At 38.2% G+C, this 25,170-nt stretch carries 10 protein-coding genes and 1 tRNA gene; 1 reads left to right on the top strand and 10 read right to left on the bottom strand.

What is annotated here, in order from left to right:
- Positions 1-41: 41 nt before the first annotated feature.
- Positions 42-114: transfer RNA gene (locus JO178_RS21465), tRNA-Phe, on the top strand.
- Between the two features lie 151 nt (positions 115-265).
- Here the strand turns inward: JO178_RS21465 and JO178_RS21460 are convergent.
- The 10 genes from JO178_RS21460 to JO178_RS21415 all read right to left on the bottom strand — a co-directional run bounded on the left by JO178_RS21460 (position 266) and on the right by JO178_RS21415 (position 25,143).
- Positions 266-1,618 carry a hypothetical protein gene (locus tag JO178_RS21460; RefSeq protein WP_291940392.1) on the bottom strand — a complete coding sequence of 451 codons (1,353 nt, stop codon included), beginning with the start codon at positions 1,616-1,618 and terminating at the stop codon, positions 266-268.
- Between the two features lie 2 nt (positions 1,619-1,620).
- Positions 1,621-3,051: a tail fiber protein gene (locus JO178_RS21455; RefSeq protein WP_291940390.1), complete on the bottom strand. Its 1,431-nt coding sequence runs from the start codon at positions 3,049-3,051 to the stop codon at positions 1,621-1,623.
- A gap of 2 nt (positions 3,052-3,053) precedes the next feature.
- Positions 3,054-4,424: a hypothetical protein gene (locus tag JO178_RS21450; RefSeq protein WP_291940388.1), complete on the bottom strand. Its 1,371-nt coding sequence runs from the start codon at positions 4,422-4,424 to the stop codon at positions 3,054-3,056.
- Positions 4,425-4,426: 2 nt separating this feature from the next.
- On the bottom strand, positions 4,427-5,932 hold the full coding sequence (locus JO178_RS21445) for a hypothetical protein (protein WP_291940386.1): 1,506 nt from the start codon (positions 5,930-5,932) through the stop codon (positions 4,427-4,429).
- Positions 5,933-5,934: 2 nt separating this feature from the next.
- The gene (locus JO178_RS21440; protein WP_291940384.1) at positions 5,935-7,566 is read right to left on the bottom strand and encodes a hypothetical protein; all 1,632 of its coding nucleotides are present in this window, start codon (positions 7,564-7,566) and stop codon (positions 5,935-5,937) included.
- A 2-nt stretch (positions 7,567-7,568) separates the two neighbouring features.
- The gene (locus JO178_RS21435; RefSeq protein WP_291940382.1) at positions 7,569-9,275 is read right to left on the bottom strand and encodes a hypothetical protein; all 1,707 of its coding nucleotides are present in this window, start codon (positions 9,273-9,275) and stop codon (positions 7,569-7,571) included.
- A gap of 87 nt (positions 9,276-9,362) precedes the next feature.
- A complete protein-coding gene (locus JO178_RS21430; protein WP_291940380.1) occupies positions 9,363-15,539 on the bottom strand; it encodes a hypothetical protein in 6,177 nt (2,058 codons plus the stop codon).
- A gap of 14 nt (positions 15,540-15,553) precedes the next feature.
- Positions 15,554-22,402, bottom strand: coding sequence for a hypothetical protein (locus tag JO178_RS21425; protein WP_291940377.1), 6,849 nt, complete (start codon positions 22,400-22,402; stop codon positions 15,554-15,556).
- Between the two features lie 418 nt (positions 22,403-22,820).
- Complete coding sequence (locus tag JO178_RS21420) at positions 22,821-23,399, bottom strand: hypothetical protein (RefSeq protein ID WP_291940375.1); 579 nt, start codon at positions 23,397-23,399, stop codon at positions 22,821-22,823.
- Entirely contained in the window at positions 23,368-25,143 is a 1,776-nt protein-coding gene (locus tag JO178_RS21415; RefSeq protein ID WP_291940373.1) for a hypothetical protein, read from the bottom strand. Before JO178_RS21415 ends, JO178_RS21420 begins: the two co-directional genes overlap by 32 nt.
- Between the last annotated feature and the right edge of the window lie 27 nt (positions 25,144-25,170).

Raw genomic sequence — 25,170 nt, 5'->3', positions numbered from 1 at the left:
TCACTTTAAAACAACGAAGTAAGTCAAACAAAAATATAAATGGTTTCTTAGCTCAGTTGGTAGAGCAATGGATTGAAAATCCATGTGTCCCTGGTTCGATTCCTGGAGAAACCACTTGAAAACCTCTGATTAGTCAGAGGTTTTTTTTATTATTATACGTTAAGTTGTCTTCTGTGCCCGCGATGGTTCGTTAATAAAAAAACAAACTCCCTCAATACAATGATTGAAGGAGTTCTTATTTTAAAAGGTAATCAATATTCTGATATTATTTTCCGATGATTGACTTCAGGTCTTCAATCTCTTTGTTTTGAGAGATGACATAGAGTGTTAATTCTTCGATTTTCTGAAGGAGTTTCATTTGTAAATCTCCTAAGTTAACTCCGTCTTCTGACATTCTTTCTGCTGAAGGGATTTCCGGAAGGTGTTTATTCTCTCTCACGAAAGCTTCCAGTTCCTGAATAGTGGGCATCACATAATCCGGTCTGATCTCAGACTGCCCGTCGAAATATTTCTGGAAAACATAATCTGCGGGAACATTGGTATCCACAATAACATCTTCTGCATGGATCTTTCCTTTTACGGTAAGCTTCTGGTCCGGATTTTGCGTCCCGATTCCGACATGGCCTGAATCTCTGTTTAAAATTAAATTGTTTCCAAGAGGATTGATGTACAATGGTGCTGATCCGTGTCCCTGAATCCAGCTGTATCTATCGGTATATCCCAATCTTAAATTGATCTGCGTAGGATCTCCCAACATCAAGGTCCCCTGACTGTCGGGAGCCAAATATCCGGAAACGATGTTCATCTTTGCCGCCGGTGTTTCAGTTCCAACTCCCACATTTCCGGATCCTTTAATAATAAAAGGTACGCTGTTGCTTCCGCCAATATCTCTGACTCTAAAGTAATGGCTCTTAGCGGCATTCTGAGGGTCTCCAAATGATCCGACATCAACAGTCATGGCATCGATAGGATCTGAGCTCGGATCATGTAAGATATGCAACTTTGCTTTTGGCAAGGCAGTCCCTACTCCAAGGTTATTATTATAATGGATATAATGAATTCTTTGCCCTGTAAGCGGCTGAGTATAGACTTGTGAAAATTTCACATCATTAAGATCCTGTGTATCAAGCGGGCTGTGATAAGTAATTCTGACATCATATACGTTTCCTGCATAATGGGTATGATAAATCGTTATTTTAAATTGATTAATAGCTGTATCCCAGACAACATCTCCGATATAAATATGATTAACAATAAGTCCGCCAGCTTCTACAATTCTGGAACTGGGCGTATACCATACTCCGTTATCCGGATTGAATCCAATCTCAAATTGTTTCTTGATATTTCCAACGCTATTGACGTAATTCCACGTTCCTACAATTTCTATTTCAAGCCTGCCGGACATTCCCCTGTTTCCTAACAGAATATCTACAGCCTGGTCACCTACCACATGGGGAAATTCCAGGGGACCTAGTCTTTTTTCATAGTAATTCTTAGGAAACAGCTGTGGATCTTCCAGACTGGCAAAGCTGTCTATTACGTCACCAAACTGAGCCTCTGTAGGTCTTTTGCCTGCTTTAAAATATTCTTTTAATTCTGTATTAGTTTTTTTTGCCATGATTAATTAAGTTTTGAATCCATTTCTTTTTTCAAAGAGATGATGTAAAGAGTTAATTCTTCGATTTTCTGAAGCATTTTCATTTGCATTTCTCCCAGATTCACCCCGTCCTGTGACATTTCTTTTGCAGAAGGGAGCTCAGGAAGATGTTTGTTTTCTCTCACGAAATCTTCCAGTTCATGGATAGTGGGCATCTGATAATCCGGTCTGATCTCAGACTGCCCGTCGAAATATTTCTGGAAAACATAATCTGCGGGAACATTGGTATCCACAATAACATCTTCTGCATGGATCTTTCCTTTTACGGTAAGCTTCTGATCGGGGTTTTGGGTTCCTATTCCTACATTACCGGAAACATACATCTGACCGTCATGTCTTAATGAGAAAGTCACATCTTCAGTTCCGGTCCCATTGATAACGTTTTTCATAAAATACCTGTCCGGATTTCTCAGATGGTTGGTTCTCAGCTGAAAATTGCTGGTCCCTGCTTCTCTTCCGTCGTAAACCGTCAGTTTGGATTCTTTAATATAGTCTATTCCAATCCCTACATTTCCGGTAGGATGTACTTTCAATCTTGTCTGTGCATCGGTTACAAGATTGATTCCGCCGTGGACACCTCCGCTGATATTATTGACCAAATTAAAGTCACCATAAGAACCGTATCTGAAATTGGTTCCGGTATAAAAAGAGTTCAGTTCAAGATCAGCTGTGGAATGATACTTCAACTGCACAATATTACTTCCGCCGGCTGCCTCACTTCTGTCAAACAAGCCACCAACCACATTGGAGTGTCCCTGGTTTTTCGGTGCTTTCACATGCAGACTGGTTTCCGGTAAGGGAGTCCCGATTCCGAGACTATCATTATAATTCACGAAATGCTTAGTCTGTCCGGAAAGCGGGTTTACATAAATATCTGAAACCGATGCTTTCTCCAGGAAAACAGTCGTGTTGGAATGCTGTACAACCCTTATTCCATAAGTATTTCCTGTAGAACGGGTATGATAGATCGTCAATTTATACTGAGTAAGTGCCGAATCCCATACCACATCTCCGATGTAAATATGATTCACAATGGGTCCTGACGCCTCAATAATCCTTGATACCGGAGCATTCCAGATACCATTATCCGTATTGGCGCCCATAATAATCTGTTTTCTGATAATTCCCACCGTATTTTCATTATTGTAAGCTCCTACGATCTGAATTTCCATATTTCCGTTCACCCGGTTATTTCCAAATAAGATATCTACAGCCATATTAGCCTGCAAATGAGGAAATCGGATACTAAAATCTTTATGCTTATAATTGGCCGGAAAGATTTCAGGATTATCTAAATGTACATAACTGTCAATTAAATCACCAAACTGAATTTCAGTAGGTCTTTTCCCGGCTTTAAAATAGCCTTTGAGCTCTGTCCCTGTTTTTTTTGCCATAATTAATTGGGTTTTGAATCAATCTCTTTTTTCAGAGAGATCATATACAATGTTAATTCTTCAATTTTCTGAAGGAGTTTAATCTGGAACTCTCCTATTGAAAGTCCGCTTTCTGTCATTTCCTTTGCTGATGGAATTTCAGGAAGATGATTCTTCTCCGTAATGAACTTTTCAAGATCCCCGATTTCTCTCAGATGATAATCTGGGGCAAAAACATGATCTGCTGTAGGAGTAGTAGAAACCACAAAATCCTTAGCTTCTACTTTTCCCTGAAAAGCAGCGTTACCATTTCTGTTAATCGTCAACTGTCTTCCGCCACTATAAGTTCCTGATGAAACCACAAAAAGATCCGGCCCGGCATTTCCATAAAACCAGTTGTTGGAGCCATCGGATAATCTGGTCTGAACTCCCTGAACATATCCACCGTAGTCAACACTTCTATCAAGAAACAGTACCGGTGAATAGTCATAGACTCTCTGGCTTCTGGACTTTACTTCTCCGTATGATTCAACATCTCCTACAAATGTGCTATGCTTATTTTCAGGATTAAATGAAGCAATCATATTTTCATATTTACCGATGTAGTACTGATAAATCTGATTCTGCTCTCCTACAGCTCCAAAGCCCCCTGCATTTTGAGTTCCGTCTGAAGAAATAAAAAAATATCCCCTTGCCCACATGGTATCATATCCTCTGATTCCGATACCTCCTGCAACAGGAGACTCAGCATCTAATAATATTTTTCCCTGAATATCCAGCGAAGCACCAGGGTTTTTGGTTTTAATTCCCACATTTTCATTGTAGTGAACATAATGCTTTTTCTGTCCTGTAAGTGCATTGGTATACACCTCTGAAAGAACGGCTTTATCTGCCATAGCGGTTGTGGTGGAATGATGCACCAGTCTTACAGCATATTCATTCCCCTGAGAATTGGTATGATAAATGGTTATTTTATACTGTTTAACAGCATCATCCCAGACAATATCACCGATATAAATATTATCAATGATTTCACCTGAAGCCTCTATGATCCTTGATACCGGAGGTCTCCAGACATTGTTATTGTTAAAAGCACCTATTACAATCTGTTTTTTTATGGTGCCTACACTGTTTTGATAATTATAGAAACCGGCAACTTCAATTTCCAGCCAGCCATGAATAATACCATTCCCAAGCAGCACATCGATAGCCTGATCTGCTACCTGATTGGGGAATACGAATTTAAAATTACTTTTCTCTTTATAATGGGGTGAAAATACGTTCGGATCTTCCAGACTGGCAAAGCTGTCCATTAGGTCACCAAACTGACTTTCAGTAGGTCTTTTTCCGGCTTTAAAATATTCTTTTAAAGCTTCAATTGTTTTTTTTGCCATGATTAGTTTGCTTTTAGAACATCAATCTCTTTTTTCATGGAGATCATATACAATGTTAATTCTTCAATTTTCTGAAGCAGTTTGATCTGAAAATCGCCTACAGACAGTCCACTGTCTGTCATTTCTTGGGCAGAAGGAATTTCAGGAAGATGGCTTTTTTCAGTAATAAATTTTTCAAGATCACCCATATCCCTTAAATTATAATCTGCTGCAAACACATGATCCGCAGTAGGGGTTGCAGTAATCACTACATCTTTCGCTTCAATCTTACCATATAAAGCCATATTTCCGGCATCTGATAAAAATAATTTTGGTCCATATGCTCCATCTACAGAGTAATTCCAGAACTGTAAACCATTACCATATCCGCCGGTCATATTATAAATAGCCCATTGATGAGCGGTGCCGGCTGCCGTTTTGTTTGGATTCTGTAAAAAGAAAGCTCCACCTTCATTGCTGGCTACCTGTGATACAATTGATCCTCTTACATCGAGTTTTTGTTGTGGGCTCTCTGTACCGATTCCTACATTTCCATTCGGACTAATTCTCATGAGTTCTGCCATATCTACCGGCAGATCTAAAGCAGTCTGTTTATAGCCTGAACTCAAAAACTTAATTCCTTCGTATCCTGCAACGACTGCTGTATTGAAGCGGGGGAAAACACCACTGGATGACAACCATTTTAAACCGGTATAAGGGTCAGCTTTTACTCCATAACTCATATAAGTTTCTGCGCTGCTTCTTAATGATCCCCAGTTATTGACCGAACCGTCTTCATAACGGATTGCCATTGCTGTATTTCCCTGTGTGCCGTCACCGTTTCCGGCAAAAACAGTTCCTCTGACGTCCAGTTTAGTTTTGGGAGCTTCGGTTCCAATTCCGATATTTCCCTCTTTATTAACTTTTAGCGCAACTTTGGCACTTTCACTGGACGTCAGGTTTCCTACCCAAAGATTCCATTCATTGGTCATAGGTTGAAGAGGAAGAGATGTAGGGTTGTTTCCTCTGACATCCAAGGCAGTCCATGCATCATTTTTATTAACAGATCGGATTTTAATGAAAACCTTCAGAGCCTGATCTGCGACACCAAACGTCTGAACTGCCCTGATACGGAATCTGTTTATTGCTCCGTTCACATCGATCGTAAAATTATAACTTGAATTGCCATCAACATAATTGTTTTCATTGACAGTACCACATTCTCTCCAGGTGTTTGGATTGGCATGCGAAACTGCTGCAATATGTGTTGCCGCAGCTGCAATATTTCCTCTGGTATAGGTAATTGATATCTCGTAATATCCACCTGCTCCCACACTTGCCGGAGCAAATTGTAAAAATTCCACATAATCCCCTACCTGAAAACCGCCCGGAAATTCCACACTGGTTACATACTCTGATGACTCATCCTTATGTACATAACTGTCTATTAAATCACCAAACTGACTCTCAGTCGGCCTTTTTCCGGCTTTGAAATATTCTTTTAATTCTGTAATTATTTTTTTTGCCATGATTATTTTGATTTTAAAACATTAACCTCCTTTTTTATGGAGATCATGTAAAGTGTTAATTCTTCAATTTTCTGAAGCATTTTCATTTGTAAATCTGCTACAGAAAGTCCGTTTTCAGTCATTTCCTGTGCTGAAGGAATTTCCGGAAGATGTTTATTTTCTCTGACGAAAGATTCCAGGTCTTCAATATCAAGCATTTGATATTCAGGTCTGATGGAAGACTGGCCGTCAAAATATTTCTGGAAAACATAATCTGCAGGAACATTTGTATCAACGATCACGTCTTCCGCATGGATTTTCCCTTTTACCGTAAGTTTCTGATCAGGATTTTGAGTTCCTATACCCACATTTCCGCCCGGAGCGATTCTCATCAGTTCAGACATCACAACCGATGCATTCTGCGGGACTTGCTGATAAGTGGAAGATAAGAATCTGATCCCTTCATTACCTGCAGTTACTGCTGTTCTTACACTTGGATAAGAGCTACTACTGGACACCCATCCTGAAGCGACTTTGTTATCCGCTTTGGCGCCAAAGCTCATATAGGTTTCCGCACTACTTCGTAATGATCCCCAGTTATTGACCGAACCATCCTCATACCGGATGGAAAAGGCATTAATCCCGTCTGTTGCATGGGTATTACCGGCAAGAATATTTCCCCAGATGTCTAATTTAGCTCTTGGATCCTCCGTTCCAATCCCTATATTTCCTCCAGGTCTGATGGTCATCTGAACTTTTTGGCTTGTGACTAAATTAATAGCACCAAAGTTCAGGTCATAAGAATTGTCATTTTCGATATTAAAATCGAAATAATTGCCATACCTTTTTCCAAGGCCTGAAAATCCGGAGTTCAATTCTAAATTAGCTTTATTGTGGTAAGAAAGACTTACGACATTACTTCCGCCCGTTGCTCCGTTCATCGTAAACTTGGCCATGGTAGAGTTTTGATTTAACACGTTTTCCTGTACTACATTCAGTTTTACTTCAGGTTTCGTTGTTCCAATACCTACATTCCCGTCTTTATTAACTTTTAACCCTACTTTAGCACTTCCATCGGACCTGAGATCTCCTACCCATAGATTCCATTCATTACTCATGGGCTGAAAAGGAACTGCTGCAGTAGTATTTCCCCTGTTATTTAATGCAGTCCAGTTATCATTTTTATTGATGGATCGTACTTTAATGAAAACTTTCAGGGTTTGATTAGGATCACCATACGTCTGAACTGCTCTGATACGGAATCTGCACGCTCCGCCATTCAGATCTACTGTCAGGTTATTATTGTCAGAACCATCCACATAATTATTCTTGTTGATTGTTCCGCACTCTTTCCATACATCCGGATTTGCATGAGAAATCGCTGCAATATGAGTAGCTGCACTGGCTGTATTATTTCGGGTATAAACGATAGAGATCTCAAAAAATCCACCGGCCCGGGCGCTGGATGGCTCTACCTGTAAAAATTCGATATAGTCTCCGACCTGATAATCTGTAGGAAATTCTACAGTAGCAGTATACTCTGATAAATCATCGAGATGCACATAACTGTCTATCAAGTCATTAAACTGACTTTCCGTTGGTCTTTTCCCGGCTTTGAAATATTCTTTCAATGCCGCTATTGTTTTTTTTGCCATAATTATTTTGATTTTAAAAGATCAATTTCCTGATCCAGTGAGATGATATAAAGTGAAAGTTCTTCGATTTTCTGGAGAAGCTTTATCTGAAAATCTGCTACTGAAAGCCCATTATCCGTCATTTCTTTTGCGGAAGGAATTTCAGGGAGATGCTTATTTTCATTAATAAATTTTCCAAGATCTTTGATTCCTCTTAAGTTGTAGTCGGATGCAAAAACATAATCAGCGGTAGGGGTAGCTGTGATCACCACATCTTTTGCCTCCAGTTTACCATAGATAGCAACATTACCACTTTCTTTCCAGCTCAGAACATTGAATTCAATATCATTCTTCTTAATCCCCAACGCACCTCCTGTCCAGCCGGAAAGGAAAGGCCCATCCAGTAAAGAGTTATCACTGTTAGTCCTCTTATATTTCAGACTGTGAGATGAATCATTCCCGCCGAACTGGATAGGAAATCCTGCAGCCACTGTGATTCCTCCGAAAACATCCAATTTTGCCTGAGGAGTTGCGGTTCCGATCCCTACATTTCCGTTATCGGCAATAGTCATTCTGGAACCGTAATTAGTTCCATCGGCAGAATAACTCCAAAACTGCAGCCCATCGCCATACCCACCGGTCATATTATAGATGGCCCATTGATGAGCAGTACCAGGCGCTGTTTTTTTGTGGTTCTGAAAAAAAATTGATCCTCCTTCATTACTGGCGGCCTGAGATACAATTGATCCGTTCACATCAAGCTTTTGTTGCGGGTTTACTGTACCGATTCCGACATTTCCATTGGGAACAATTCTCATCAGTTCAGACATAGCAACCGGCGACTCCTGAGGAACTTTCTCATAAGCGGAGGACAGGAATCTGATCCCGTCATTTCCTGCTGTAACTGCTGTTTTATAACTGGAATAAGACCCGGAACCTGACAACCAGCCATAAGCCGTTGTATTATCTGCTTTAGCGCCGTAACTCATATACGTTTCGGCACCACTTCTCAATGATCCCCAGTTATTAACAGAGCCTTTTTCGTAACGGATTGAAAATGCATTAATCCCTTCCGTAGCATCACTTCTTCCGGCAAGAACATTGCCCCAGACATCCAGCTTAGATCTCGGGTCTGCTGTTCCGATCCCCACATTATCATTATAATGTACGGAATGCCTTCTTTGCTCAACAAATGGTTTTACGTATATATCCGAAAGTCTGGCCTGATCTATAAATGCTTTGTCGTAAGAAAACTGTTTGATTCTTATGGCATAAGGGTTTTTATTGGTACTTGTGTGGTAAATAGTCAGTTTATATTCATTTCTTGATGAATCCCATACAATGTCTCCGATATAAATATTATCTAAAATCGTTCCCGCTGCTTCTACAATTCTTGCTGTAGTGGGATACCAGATGTACCCATCAGGATTAATTCCGACCTCAAATTGTTTTTTTATAATACCCACACTTGACTGATTGGCAAATGTACCTGTCATTTCAATTTCCACACTTCCGTTCAGATAGGTATTCCCCAAAAGGACATCTACTGCCAGATCTCCCTGTTGATGAGGAAATTCAACATACAGATCTTTATATTTATAATTATCCGGGAAAATAGTTTTATCATCCAAATTGGCATAACTGTCTATAAGATCACCAAACTGATTTTCAGTAGGTCTCTTTCCGGCTTTGAAATATTCTTTTAATGCTGCAATAGCTTTTTTTGCCATGATTTTTTGTTTTTTTATGATAAGTTCCCCCTTTCCCTTCCGGTAAGGAGGAACTGTTCAGTTTAATTAATTGTTATAAAAATTGAATTAAGGTCTTACAATGAAAGTACCCTGTACGATCATTCCGTCTGTTCCGTCATGAGAGATTCCTCCGATATCCGTCCATGTTTCTTCTTTATAGATGGTAAGAATTTTTTCTTCGGTACTTAGCATATTAGATGTATTCTGAGCTACTATTTTAAAGTGATGGTAGAGCATATTTCCGTCTGAATCTTTAATTTTCATAGGATCCATTCCTAATTTTTCTACAGGAAGGAAAAACTCATTTCCGGTCATATCAAATGTTTCTTTAAATAACCATTCATCAGTGTTGGTAGTAGGGTTATTAGCAAATACATACAGATTGGCTTTTGAAATATCTTTCCCATCGGTATCAATTCTGGCCATCTCTTTCCAGTTCCCTGAAGGGCTCATTTTATAAAGATGATATTTACCTTTATAACATACCTGCTCCCAGGATAAAATCACCCAGTTGATAACATCGGAAGTTACCGGTTCGGAATGATAGCTCAATACAGGTGTCGGAGGATTGTAATTTTCCACCAATGTAGATACTGTAATTTTCGATGGCAATGAAGGCGCTTCCTCTTCAACAACCTGTGATGCAGGAGGTGTGACAGCGTAATCCATTGTATTGTATTCTACTTTTCTCGAAACTACCACTCTGTAGAAAAGAGCATCACCATAAGGCTTATCATCCATATCTTCAAACTCATCGTAAACTACCCATGAATTATTGGCCGTATCAATCTCCACATCCGCAATATTAACAGTTTTAATGTGTTTCATACTTAAGATTGATTCGGCATCCAGTCTATTGGTTGATCTGTAAACCGAAATTGTATTGATTTTATGTACATCTGTATAAGAATTGACCTCAATTCTTACTTTTGTAGAAATTCCTAAGGATACATTCTCTACGATCGGCAGTAAACTTAAAATCTTAGGTGGTTCGGCCGGATTTGTGTTGACCAGCTTAATCGGTCCCAGGAAAGTACTGAATTCTCCCATCTGCATCTGATTTCCTAATTCCCTTACTCCGTAGAAGTAGAAGTTATCGGAAGCACCATCCAGTGTGAAATCCGTGAACAATGTTGAATGATTGGGTGATGAACTGTATATCGCAGCCATAGGAGCCATATCAAAATCCTGATGAGTAGGAGGTAATAAGTATCCTGAAGCATCACGGATATTCTGCTTTTTATTTTTCGGCCTGTGTCCTAACATACTTGAGTAGTCCATATTTTTGATGTGCTGATAGATCATCGGAACCTCTGTTAAAGGCAGGAAGCAATTGAAAATCCTTTCTTTAATAAAATGTCCGAGACGCAATTCATCAGCCTGATTCGGAACTGCCTTAATAACAATCTGGTTGATCAGATATTCACCATTTTTCCATTTTGTTTCATCCAGTGGCTGAGAATACGGATTCTGTCCCAAAGTCAGTTTAAAATGATCATTATGTGCTTTAATAAAGGCATTAATGGCAAGCAAGAAATCTTCACTATCCGGAATCGGCATCGTATATCTCAGTTCTCCTACATCCGGAAACTCAGTATATTCTGTGCTTACGGGGTTGGTTAGCATATCGAAATCCATAAAATTGATCCAACGGTCATTAAAGAATACTTCATCTGTGCCTCCCAATTCGTTCAGTCTTGCCATAATTTCCCGAACAGTACCCGGACGGTATAATGCTCCCATCAACAAAGCGTTGTTAGCTCTGAAAAACTGTACAGAATATGGCTTATGGGTATATTCGGTAATAAAGCTGTACGTAGACTTACCAAATTTATCGGGTCTGGTTGCGTATTTTGATCCTGTAGGCTGTTTAGGCTGTTTAGGAGCAATAATTTTATTGGCAAACATTATAGCCAGAACTCCAAATTTTGACTTGTATTTAGCACCTTGCATATCCAGGGTATCATTATCTACACTTCGTAATCCGAATACCGAATATCTTACGTCTTCATCATCTCCCGGCAAAATGGCATCCTGAGTCAGGTTATTGGCTATATTTTTATAAAGGAGTACTTTATAAGAAGGGTAATAATTGATCATAAGATCTGTTCCTACGACAGGGTCAGAATCTTTCACTGAATAAACTCCGCTTGGCACCTGGAACTCAGGCTGATGATTAGCATCTTCTTCAATAATAAAATTCTCATCATAGATGTACAGTACCAGATCATTATTGGTCCCAATATTTTCTGTTCTCACAATTTTGAAAACCGATCTTCCTTCTACAGGATTTCCATTATTATAATCTTTGTTGGTGAACATTCTTACAATACCATTCTGCCATTCTACAGAATGAGATCCGGCATTAAACTGTGAATGCTGGGCCATTTTAAATCCTGGGAATGTAATTTTATAAACACCTTTATGTACAAGAGGTTTATTCGGATAGTCGATTACTGTTCCCTGGCTGTTCTGGTAGACGGTAAGTTCTTCAAAATGTTTGTTGACTCTGGCTGTTTTCCAGAACCCTCTGCTCTTTTCAAGGTATCTTTGTGTTCCTCCATTAGCTAATGGAGTTTCAATAACTTCTCTGTGAACGGTCCAATCATTAGTACCGATTTTCACCTTTAGTGAATTCGGATTTTTAACACCCCATGTTGGAGTATTCTGCATATTTTCTGTAACATTGAATACTCCTTCTGTAGCAGGATTAATGACAGGCAATGTTAAGCTTGTCTGATCAATCAATGGAGTTGTCCCTGCGATTATAGCTTCACTGGCCGCTTTTTTAAATACGGTAAAATGAAGACCTGTCGGAGTCTGATCGATTCCGTTGATGATATAGCTGTCAGAATCCATCAGGAAAATTCCGCCGATATAATCGCTTACTGTAGTTCCTGCAGGAATTTCAGATTTTAAGGTCTGTGTCGGGATTGAAGGTTGTGTAACCCCATTGTTCTGAGCACCTGATCCCGGAACCGAATAATTTCTGGTTTTAATGATTGCCATCAGTTGATTCGTGTGAGGCAGAACCTCGTAAGCCTGAGCAGAAATAATCTTAGGGGTATAATTTCTGTAGAATATTTCCACATCATCTGCAAAGACTTCTTTATTATCAGGGAACAAGCTTTCAGGATCCTGTACATAAGTACTGGTTGAAATTGCAGAATCAAACGGGATTGAGTACCCAATCATATCCTGATAAATATGATAATCATAGGCAAGCCTTACCAATGTTTTATCATCATCCGTAATTGCTTTTAAACGTTCCTGTTCATTTTGAGTGGTAAATGTCAACGGATATTCTTTCTGAATATTAAATGCATTGGTTCCCGAAGGAGGCAACAGTCTGTTGGCAGGTTTGATATCGGTATCAATTGAAAGTTCTTTTTCTCCATTTTGAGCTCTTGAGAACCAGTTGATTCCATATCCTTTGTAAAAATATGTTCCGCTTTTATCCTGTCTATGCATATACAGCGGAGTATAGCCATCCGGAATCTGAATCGGAAGTGTTTCAAAAGAATCACTTGCAGAATCTATATTCAGGTATTGAGGATCATGGCATAATTCAGGTTTTGTCCAGATATAGCTGTCTGCTTCCCCCGGTTTTACCAGTCTGGATTCAAGTCCGGCATATACTGGGTTGGTGAATGAAGACGCATCAAACTTATAACTGGAATCAAAGAACGTTGGGTTTACCTGAAAGTCTGGAATCTGATTATTATAGATACTGATATATCTGTATTTACCATCATGAGAATATCCTTCACTGTTATACAGATTAGCAGAATTAGGATTGGTTCCTTCCATTCCTTTTGCAAGTTTAAGAAGATCTACAGGAAGTGACAATCTTTCAATTTCCGTTGACACCGGTAATGACATGGATAATAGCTGGTAAGTTTTATCAGAACTGTTAATATCCAGGTTTTTATTTGTAAAATACTCTGCAATGTAAATGAATTCTTTTCCTTCAACATCAGTATTAATATCCAGGTAGCCTAATCCTAACATCCTTGCTACGTGATAATCCAGAGATGCAATATTCAGAATGTCCAGGTTGGAAACTTCCGTCTGCCCATCCTGTACAGGATCTGTACTGATGACAACATTAGGGTCATTCTGTCCTGCTCCAAGGTTAAGATCAAGGGTTTCGTTTGCTTTTGGATTCTGCTGAGCATTACTTAAACTCACATAATTTTTGACAACGGTAAGAATATCCCTGTCTAGTGGACCTTGCGATGCGTGTTCCCATTTTGCTTTATAATTCTCAGTATTGACAAAAGCTTTATCATTATATCTAAGCCATGCTCCATGTACAGGATTGGAATCCGGAAGAGGATCCAGTCTGTTGAACACTTCGTTAGTATCGGATGTCAGAGAAAACTCTCCCATTAATTTCCAGGCCTGAGACTGGTTGGTATTGATGATAAAATCTGAATAAAACTCAAAATTAACCGCCGTAACAAAACCGGTAATTGCCTTAAAACGAATTGTTTTTCCGTTTTCAGCATTAAAATAATTGGAACCTGCTTCAAGTCCGTAGAATTCTTTTCTGTAAGTAAGATGCTGCTGTGAAACAGAGTTATTATCGGTTACAGATAGAGCTTCCAGCTGCAGGTTTGTGTAGCCCTGTACATCATTTAGCTTTAAAGAAGCTGCAAAAAACAAATCTGTTTTAGATTGTACTTCAATCAGCTCACTGCCGTATTTTTCAATAAATTTAAGTGGCTGTGTAAGCGGGTTATAGATTTGTCTTACCTGCGTATATACATTTTTGTTTTTAAAATAAACATAGATCAGCCTTGTATTATTGTTAAATTTATACACCCACATTTTCTGGCTGTCGTCCACCATTTGTGGAGCTACCGAAAAATCCAGTGAAAATACAGACTTCACATAAGGTGTTCTGTAAAGCTTTACGAAGTCATTAGGTTTGTTGAAGTTATAAGAAGTAGAAGCATCATTTCCTTTCGGTAAATGATTTTCTCCCAGCTTTCCACCCAATGACCACCTTAAATGGATTCCTTTTGTACTGTCTTCTCCTTTTGAACCGGCAGCCTGTACATAAAAATTAGGGGTCTGAAGCCCTGATAAATCATTAAAATCTATCGTTGAACCTCCCGTATCACAAACGCCTTCATTTTTATATCCAAAATTTGAACTTGCCGGTTTTGGGGTGTATTCTTTATAAGGTACTTCGTTTAACTTAAATCCTGCTACTTCAGGCATTTGTTCAAAATAAGAAATTCTCCACGGTTGTAAAGGCGTTGTTTTACAGTTGTCGAACTGATTTCCGAAAAATCCTGAAAAGTGTCTTTCACCGTCAATTCCGTGAAGTACTACCTCATCTTTATAAATCTGGTCAATGGAAAATGACTTGACATCCATACGCTTCATGTATTCGTGGTTGAAGCCATAGTCAGATTTGATAATTTCATTCTGATTGTTATAGATCAGAAAAAAATTGTCTCCGAAAACATATTTCGGTGCTTTATTGTAGTTTTCACGATAAGAGATACCCAACTGTTCATAAGCAAGCATCAGCATCGGCAGTTGATTCCACAATCCCGAAACAAACAACTTATTATTGGCATAATAGATTCCATCCAGTGACATTGGAGTGCCACCACCTGCGGTGTAGGTATATCTTGAGTCAGAAAGATTAAGATTCAAATCCGCGGTAAGAAAAGCTCCGATTACCTGTGATTTCACCGTATGGTTTCCGCACAGCGCCAGCATTCTTCCATACATCGTTATTCCCGTTACTTCAAAAGGATTCTCTACAGCTCCTCCCACTGCAATCTCTTTCTTTGAGAGAACTCTGGCATTCTGATCAACAGCAATGATATAGGATGTGGTCAGTTTGACGTCATAATACGTTACAAAAACACGATCCTCATAAGTAGTGGCGTACAAACGCCCCCTGACGTTTGCGTCAGGGAAACTTTTGTACCATTTTACACTTCCGTCCGCTGAAACCAGCATCAGGAAGGGAATTGTAGAATTTTCAAAACCCAGGAGCATATAATCGCTCTTCAAAGGCATAATCTTACTGCAAGTAATCAGCTTATCGCGGAAACTGTAAATTTTGTTCAAGATAAGCCCTCCATTAACATCAAGTACGGTCATAGATGCTGAACGATCTACGCTCCCTACATTAAATGTATTTCCATTCTGATGAAATGTAAAGTTAATTACTGAACTGGAAACAGTATTATAGTTATGGTATTTAAAAAAACTCATTTTTTAATTTTATTTTATAATTGGATTTCATTTACAACAACAGATTTTTCCTTGTAGGCCTGGCCGTTCCAAGATTTATATCTGAATCTGCAGTTTAATTTTGAATTGGTAATTTTTTTGCTTTCATGCATCACCAGGAACTGGGAATAATCTTTTGAGTATAATACCCTGAATTGAATATCCTCTACCCCGGCTTGGTTGAGCACCTCAAAGCAATTTTTCATATCTGTAAGAGGAATTCTCGGATCATTGAAAGGTTCAGGGTTTCTGACCAGTATTGCTACTACATTTTTCGTAGCGGTATCAATAATCTTCACAAATTCTGTATTCGTTGGCGGATCAAGCGGTTTTAGGCCCATTACCCCTTCAAAAGCACGGTCAAAGACTTCTGAGTAGGTATTGGCAAGACCTTTCAGATGGGTATTTTCAACACCTTCTGATACCAATGTATACAGATCATCAATTTTTTGCTGAGTAAAGTTTGTATTCAACTGATATACGGCATTTTTCTCTCCAATGATTACATTATGATCATCATATTCTTTCAGTTTGTAACTCTCCACCTGTTCTTTAAAGTTCATATATCTTGAAGTCTTAAATACAAATTCATGTACTGAAGGGTTTTCTTCATAAACTCTATCCGGTGAAATTGTATAAGGTGCAAACTGACCGCTTTCATTACTGTCAAATGCATTGGATACAATAGCTGTATAAAGCTTTTCCGGATTCAGGTTATCCAATACTACAGAATAGCTGTTGGCTTTCGGTTTTACGGCTTTGCCTAACTTAATGCTACAGTTTAATGTACTGTTGGAAGAATTCACATAATTCACGTAGTTCATCATCTGCTGAATTCCTAAAGGTAAGTTTGGATCATTATCACCTACCCATTCCACAATGGTTTCAGGAACTGTTTCATGAGTCCAGTGTTCAGGTAACGGATACGGAATAACAACATTGGTTACAGGATCTTTGATCATGATATTCATTTCTCCTTTGATCAGGCCAAGACCTTGTCCGGGTTCCCAATTCTTAAGCATGTTATAAACATAAGGCTTGTTAAAGAATAGGTGAATTTCACATTCTTCATGTCCGTAGAATAATGGTTTTGACATCAGAAGATCTCCATTTGCATTAGGATATGATCTCTTCATATCGATATATGATTTAAGAGATGTGATCGGGTATTCTTCTTTATTTTTCTTTTTAGGAGGAACAACAGGCACTCCTTTATCATCCCTGATCCAGTCGATATAATCCGGATATGTCTGTTCAAAATGCCCGATAGGACCGGCAGTTTTGAAAGCGAAATAATAATTAAAGTCAGTTGGTGAATCTCCGTTTACCGTATCTCTCGTTTTAATGTGAATACAATACGTTGCATTAGGTCTCCAGATCGGCTGAACAACTTGTGACATGGCATCAAGCATCAACTGCATATCCTGCTGTACTGCCTGTTGTGCCGGAATAGTCTGCTCATATTCATAATCAGTAACCGTCATCCATGAAACCTGATGTAATAATGTATAACAGTTTGTTACCGTATCTGCTACTACACCTGTACATCCGCAGTTTCCGATTTCATAAATGGTATCAAAGATTTTTTTCACAATATCCAATGCGCCCTGCAGAGTGGCTCCGTCTGTATTCGGATAATTCTCCAGATCTTTCATAAGACTACTGATCAATCCTTTACCGCTGATCAGATTATATTCAGGATATGCTCTATCAAAACTATAGATTGCATCCATAAGACCTAGGAAACATTTCCAGTTGTCATACAGTTTAAGATTATAGTTCACACAGCTATACAGACTTGCTGAAATTTTGCTGAGGAAATCGCAAAGCTGTGTATCTTTTTTACATGGTTCCACTTTGTCATCACATCCGCAAGCTGGTGTAAATTTCAGTCCGATCGGCTTCTGATTCACTTTGCTTACTTTAATAATGACCGCTTTGTTCGTCGGTTCTTTAGGATAATCACTTGAGTAGCAGATATCGATACCGTCAGCTTTTTCGGAGATCTTGGAAATAACACTATTTCTTTCGATGAATGTATTAAAATGATTGTTTGGCAAATACAGGAAGATCACGGAATGCGTGTTAAAATCCATATATGGAGCAGGTTCTCCATTATTGACCTGCATATACAGGTTTTCAAACTCCTGCCAGTTATTCACTACTGTTGAAAAATTAAAGTTTACAATACCTGAACCGAATAATCCGTTATAGTTATTGATGGTCTCCATCACTTCAAAATCCAGCTCATTACATTGAGAAGTCGTACAGCCTCCCTGTTTCATTTTTTCAAGTTTGTCAAGCAGTTCATTATAAAGATTCTGCTCATCTGGTGAAAGAATGACTGAACCTACTTCTCCGGTTGTATTGGCTGTGGCATTTAACCAGATCTGATCAATCATTGTATTAATATCATCAATGACTGCCTGGTTTTCATGATAAGGAATGATCTCGATTTTGCTGACATATTTATTAAACAGGTCTGCTTCTTCGAATTTCAATTCTGTAGCAAGCTCAGCTTTTGTTTTATCCACTTCCGTGATCAGTTCATAATTCTGATAAATAGCATTGGAGAATACTTCTTTATAAAGTTTGATCTTCACACTGCTTGCCAGTGTGGAAAGTTTTAATTTTAGTTTCGCTGAAGCTTCCGGAAGAAGAACTACCATTGTATTTCCATTGGTAATCTTCAGTGATTTTGCAAAACCATGTGGGTTGGAAGCATTGGAAACCGTCATATAGTCATCATTGGTAGTAGTTCCAAGAATATTATAATAAGCTCCGTTAATGTATTCGTTAGGATACATAGTTGGCTGATAATACATTGTTCCTGCCGGTTTATCCAGTACATTGGATTGATGCCATACCGGTACATGATCTGTACAGAATAACGAAGATGCTGTAATTCCGTACTGTTCAGGAATGAACCAACCCGGCTGACCGCCATCCAGGAATGTGAAAGGTGTAGATGCTAGAAGCCTGATTGTATCATATTTCTCGTTGGTTTTCTGCCAGAAACCGATTTTAAAGTTATCTATATCCGGGATGCTGTTCGCCTGCGATTGAGATACTACTCCTCGGTAAGGGTTATATTCTACCCAGTTTTCGCCCTGAGCAATCAAAATACGTACATCTTCCAGGGAATACTGGTGTTTCACCTGTCTGATCACGTGACCTCCCGGCTGTGTTTTCTCAGGGGGTATCAGATCTGTATATCCGCTTGCACCACTGGTATGTCCTCCAATTTTCTTACCTACAAAGGTTGTCGGAATCATTCCTTTTTCAACTTTGAAATCCACATAAGTATCCAGTGGAATATAATTTACTTCTTTATTATTCCTTACAAGACTTGGAAGTGGAAGATTATTGACGCCCACTGATTTAAGGATAAACTCCTCATTGGTAAGCATATTTACTCCCTTAATAGCACTTTCTAGTCTGGCTACTTTCGGATAATCGGCCTCATCGGTATCAGAGACAAAAGTAATAGGAGGTACCGGATCAGTATCTACCTGATCGTTTTTCTCCCATTTAATCGTTAAATGAATTTTAAATTTAACCTTAACGAAGAATACCTTAATTTTCAATTCAAGCTTAAATTCAGCAAGGATCAGGAACGGTTTCACCAGTTCAACTCTGAAATAAATGGAAATAAACAGGGAAACCTTAATGATAAACAAGTTAATTTCCGCACCTCCTTCCACATAGACGTAACCACCTACCTGAGGACGTTCAAAGCTGATTTTAGTTCCTACTTCAATGGCTGCCCAAACTTTCAGAATGAGAAGATTCAGGTTGAAATCTACCCTTGCTCCCGCTTCAATACCCTTTCCGGCAATCATCAGATAGGCCTGCGCTTTGATATTGATGGAGTCTTTAAATAAAGCGGCTGTAATCGGTTTTTCTTTAGTACCGAAATTCACATACCAAGGACGCTGATTCTTGAAGAAGAATCCCATCTGAACTTCAGCTTTAATATCGATAAACGAACCGTTTTTCCTGTTTAGCTGGAAGTTACCTCCGGCTCCGATTTCCAGGGAATCACTGCTGACAATAACGAATGCATAGAATGGCGGAATTCTAGGATCATCTTCTGCAAGGCCAAGACGTTCACTGATAATGGTTAAACCGGCATCAATAGCAAACATACTTGGTACAGACAATAATACCATCGCACGAAGTGAGGCTAAACGTCCGTCTAAGGTTGCCAGTGAAGCTCCTGCTCCAATAGAGAAAGGGAAGTCCATATCCTTCGTAAACTGAGGCCCGATGAATTTATCCATATGAATTCCTCGTTCCGGATGAACATAGTAGTCATACCATGTATCATTATCATTCATTCCGAGGGCCTTTTTATGAGCCACATAACGATACCCGAGCAATCCTCTGAATCCGAAGATCCCAAAAGATCCTAACGGAATGACAAATGGGAACTCCACATTCGCATCGATAAAGAACCCCGGATATTTAGGGTCAAAAGCCATTTCAGCAGATCCGTAAATTTTCATTTTCGGAAGCTGAAGAGATACTTTTCCTCTGTATTCCGTAGAAACTCCAGGTTCTGGAATCGTTAAGGATCCTTTAATGATTGCTAATGCAGATTCTGCACTTGCTGTTCCCGGAATCATCAAGTCAATTTCTAGCGTTGAGATATGGAAATAATGATCTTTAACTCCATCGTGTTCGTCGTTATCATTGGTATAGTAGTATTTCACTCCGTTTCCTCTGACATCGATTCCTAGTGGGTTTACATTGATTCCACCATCAAATCCGATGTAGTTGTACTGACGCATCACGCCTTTGAACATTTTCTGTACGGTTCCGATATGAATAGCTGATACCCCCATCGTCACAGGGCCGATGTTCAGATTCAGATTAACAGGAATAATTGAGTTTCCGCCTCCCAGTTCGAATTTACCACTGGCATAATAGCGTACCGAAGGAAGGTCGATTCCCTGCTCTCCAAATAGTTTTTCTCCAAATGTATCTTTCGGGAAAGTAATGGCTGTATCTGCTTCAATATAGAAGTTATCGTCTTTCTTACCGATCTCGATTCTCTGAAGCTTAAACTTAAGAATATCAAACAGATTCATGGCAAGCCCATCGGGAAGGAATGCTGCGGAAAGCTTAAAGTTTTCCTTGCTTTCCCATTCTCCGACCACATTAATAATTAAGTCGCCATTTCCTTCATACCCTTTAAACTTCTTGATCTTCAGCCCGGCATTCAGGGAAGAACGTACTACTTGTCCCTGATGGAAATCGATATCAAAATTAGAGAATCCTAACTCCCAGGATTTTTCTTTATCTTTTCCTAAATTAAACCAAAGCGTTCTTTTTTTAAGATCCTGAAGATCTTCAATTTTCAGGCTGCTGATAAACTTTAAATAATCTTCTTCTTTATTAAAAGTTTTATGATCACCTGATAATGTGATCACTTTAAGAGGATACTCAAATTTCAGTTGGGAAGGAGAAGGCAGGTTGTTTATATAAGTGAGTAATTGGGCCTTACTGCCAATCTGCAGGCTTGTGGCTCCATCCATGGGTTTCACCCACAGATTTGTATAATCGAGAGAAAAGAAATCTCCAAAATAATCCACTACTTCAACAGTATTTCCTACAGTCTCCGTACTGTAGGTTGGGCGGATTGCAATATTTCCGGAAAGCCCTCCGGTTCCGATCAAAAGATGATTTGCAGAGATTCCAATGGTCTGTCCGGTCTGCTGCTTATTAAACCATTTTTTAGGGAGGAAAATTTCTGTATACTCCATATAGACCCCCATGAATTCCTTGGGTCTTCCATCAGCATCAGCTTCTGCAATATTTTCCTTTTTGCTAAGGTCAATTTTCAGATTATGAATATCAATGACGAATCCTGTATTTCCAATCTGAGCAGGATAACTCATATTGAGAACCATGTCCATATTATATCCGAATCCTCTTTCCGTATCTGCATAGAATAAGGCTTCTCCGAAGCTAATACTTACTTTTGGCCCGCCATTACTGTCCTCCGGTAATAATTCCAAGGGTGTTGATGGATGTTTGGCCGGGTATACAGGTTTTAAAATACTTCTCGGAAACTCAATCGCTGCAGACAACATCAGTGTTGCTCTGAATTTAGGCAGAACTACTTCTTTAATAAATTCATCAAGATCATGCGGAAGAAATTTATTGAAAAAGATTTTGACTTTTTCCAGGCTCAAATCCGAACTATTACTGAGAATATAGGCAGCAAATGCTACCATAGCAGCTTCTTTTCCTTCCTTAGAAATAATTTGCTGCACAACCTCTGCAATGGATGTTGAGCCTGAAGGTTGAGGAATGGGAGTTGCCCATCCCGGATTTGCTTTATTTAAATCCTTTACAAGCTGTTGTAGAGCTGTTGTATTCTGATTTTCAGGGGTAACAAAAATTTCTATAAAATTTTCAATTGCCTGTTCTTCCGAAATATTAAGAACGGTAAGTAGTATTTCAAATATCTGTTGTGGATCAAATGAAAAGTTTCCTACACTGAACATTCTTAAAAATGCAAGTACTTTCCATTGATACTCTACAGTAATAGGAAATGATGAAATATTTGAATTACCTCCAACAGAATCCGGGTTCAGTACCAGAGCAATCTCTGTACCCGGAATTTCTATTTGAAGTTTTTTTGAAACAATAGATAAGCTGTAAAAAGCTGAGTCTCCTTTTGGACTTTTACTTGACTGCATATCCTTAAAATAGATGTGGTCAAGCAAACTAACAATCCCATCCTTCACGAATCCCAGGATATCTGGAATGTCATTTTCGGAAATGACGGATGAGAGTCTAGGATAATACCTATACTTTATTGGTTGGTTTGGCATAAAATATTTTGTATTTGGTTTAGTATGTATAAGCAAGCCTATACAATAATTAAATAATGAAAGCAATCACGATATTCAATTCCCGAATATCTGTTTTCTTCCATTTTCTTTCTTGAACATTAAGTTTACAGATTTGATAAATTAATGATTATCATTAGAAATAGATGCATATGAAATTTATTCCATCAAAGGATTTCATAGCATTAATGATCTGCACCCTTTGTTGGATCGTCGTAATCATCACATTCTCTTTACCTTACCTTATTTTTTCAATATTTAAAGAGGATTTGATCATTTACTTTTTAACGTCGTTTTTAGACAGTATGAATGCATCCTTAGGTAAATTCTACCTATGATTGATCATTATTTGAAAAAATATCTAAAGAGAATAAATCGTTATTAATTGCTTAATAACTGTTTATTGATCACCTACAACCCATTCTCCTTTTACTTTTTTAAATGGAATCCCAATGAATGAAGGATAATTATTAAGAGGGGTTTCAATCTGTACATAAGCTCTCTCTTTTGTTTTATCAAAAAGCACTCTGTGTAGCTTAAATTGTCCAATATAATTAGCACCCTTCACAGCTTTAGGAATTCTTGTCAGATTTTTTTTGAATTTCAACTGATTAAAATCAGCTAAAATAGGCTTATCAGATCTGTTCTCTATTTCAGAGAAAAACAATTTCGTATGAAGATCCTCTTTTAAAGAAGGAGGTAATATGACAGGATATATAGTATCGGAAAGCGCAAAAGTATGTGGATTTTTTGACATTTCTTCCTTAGCAAGATTCAATTCTTTTATGAATACAGGATAATCCATTTTTAACATTTCTCTAAGCCGAGCCGTATCCATTTCGGGATGAATATGCATATCAACAACTGTATTCAGAATTTTGTATTCATCTTTGTCTAAAGAATTACATGAAAATACTATCAATAATGGTAATAAAGCTAACCCTAGGTTATATTTTATTTTTCTTTTTCGCAATCTCATATTTTAATTTCATTATATCCATAGTTTTAATAACTTCCTGAAAAGCCTGTTCATGCTGCTGATCTCTGTTCTTAAAACTGTCGGCTGTTTGTAATAATCCCCAGATACTTAATAAATTTTCTACATCAATTAAATCCTTCGCGTTTTCTATGGCAACTATCGTTAGATCTTTAATTACCCAAAAATTACTACAAAGAGTATACATAAGTACAAATTTTTTTCCATATCCATTAGGATCACTAGGAGTATTTGATAAATTATTTAGGTAATTCTTAAAATCATCTGTCAGAACTGCACCAAACCCACCAAAAACTAATGATATAATGTTACTTGCAGCAGCTTCAAGTTGAACTATTCTAAAATATGGAAATATAATACATGCACTTATTGCTAATTCATTGATAAGATCTTTAAACTTATAGTATGAAGACGTGGTTTTATGAAAAGTTTCATAGGCAAATGCAGGTATCGGATAGACATTAAGCTGCATAAAGCCAAGTTCTTGGTTATCAAAACATGCCAGTGCTCCAATGACCTCATTTAAACCATAGGTCTTATTTTGTAAATGATTAAATGGATTCTCCGCACCTATTAATTCTTTGCTCGACAAGGCTCCTGCTGTATAAGTATAAAATCTGACCCTTTTAAGTAAAATACCGGAACCGGATGTTTCTACTTCCGGAGAAGGTCCTCTATCTATTACAGTAGCAGCTCCCCAAACATTCCCTTTATTCTCTTTTATAAATGGAAGGATATGATCATTTGGTAAGTTCACAATCTTATTTTCATAAGCCTGTAAATCCTGTTGCGACATTTGTTTGTAAAAGAGCCTTAACAACATTAAGATGAATTGAATTCTATATTCCTCAGCCATATAGCCTAAAATACTGTTGTAAAATATTTCAGATGGTGTCTTAAAGAATTCATCGTAAATATCTTTAGCATTTTCTGTTTTTATCTGAGAAAGTATATCCAGTAATATCCGGGTTCTTCTTTCTCCACCAAGCTCACCAATATTGTTTCCCCATCCATGGCCAATTTTTTGTAAAACCTGAATGAGTTTAGAATTATCTACATTTCCGGCAGTACCTTTTGAAAGATGGCTTACAATAACCTGGGTTGGATAAAAATCAAATAATCCAGCTTCACCATTCAGTAAAAAGCGCTGAAGTTTATTATTAAAATATACAGACCAGTCCGTATAGCTCATCTTCATAAACTGTTCAAATCTTACCCTGTTTACCTCATCATTCTTAATTGTGATGACCGCTGACATTGGAAAATCTCCACCACCGTCGTTTGATTCGATATAATTCTGGTTATCATAGGTATTGATCCAATTGGCTACTCCGTTTGGATCTTTCTGGACCTGCTCTTTATAAAAATTCGAATTAAAAATATACCTTCTGTATTCTACTCCATTACGTGTGAAGATTTTATACCAATTTTCTTTCAGTAAACCATTAGTTCCATTACTGAATTCAAAGTAAAGGGCTTTCCTAGCATTAATACTATTTCCAGCTCCGTCAAAAGCTGTACTTGCCCAATTGAACCGAATTAGTTTAAAATTAATTGTAAAACCTTCCGGCATTACCAAATCAGAATCTTTTGAAACATAAATATCTGATTCCCCCATTCCGCTGAAACCAAGATGTTCAATGACATTGGGATCAATCTGCCTCTTAACGGTTTTGTATTTTATATATTCCAATAATTTAATGGCTCTATAATTTTGATCGCTCATTTTTAATATTTTGTTGGTTTTTGATAA

It is taken from the genome of Chryseobacterium sp., assembly GCF_019236175.1.
Classification (GTDB): domain Bacteria; phylum Bacteroidota; class Bacteroidia; order Flavobacteriales; family Weeksellaceae; genus Chryseobacterium.
This window is presented reverse-complemented; position numbering and strand designations above follow the sequence as displayed.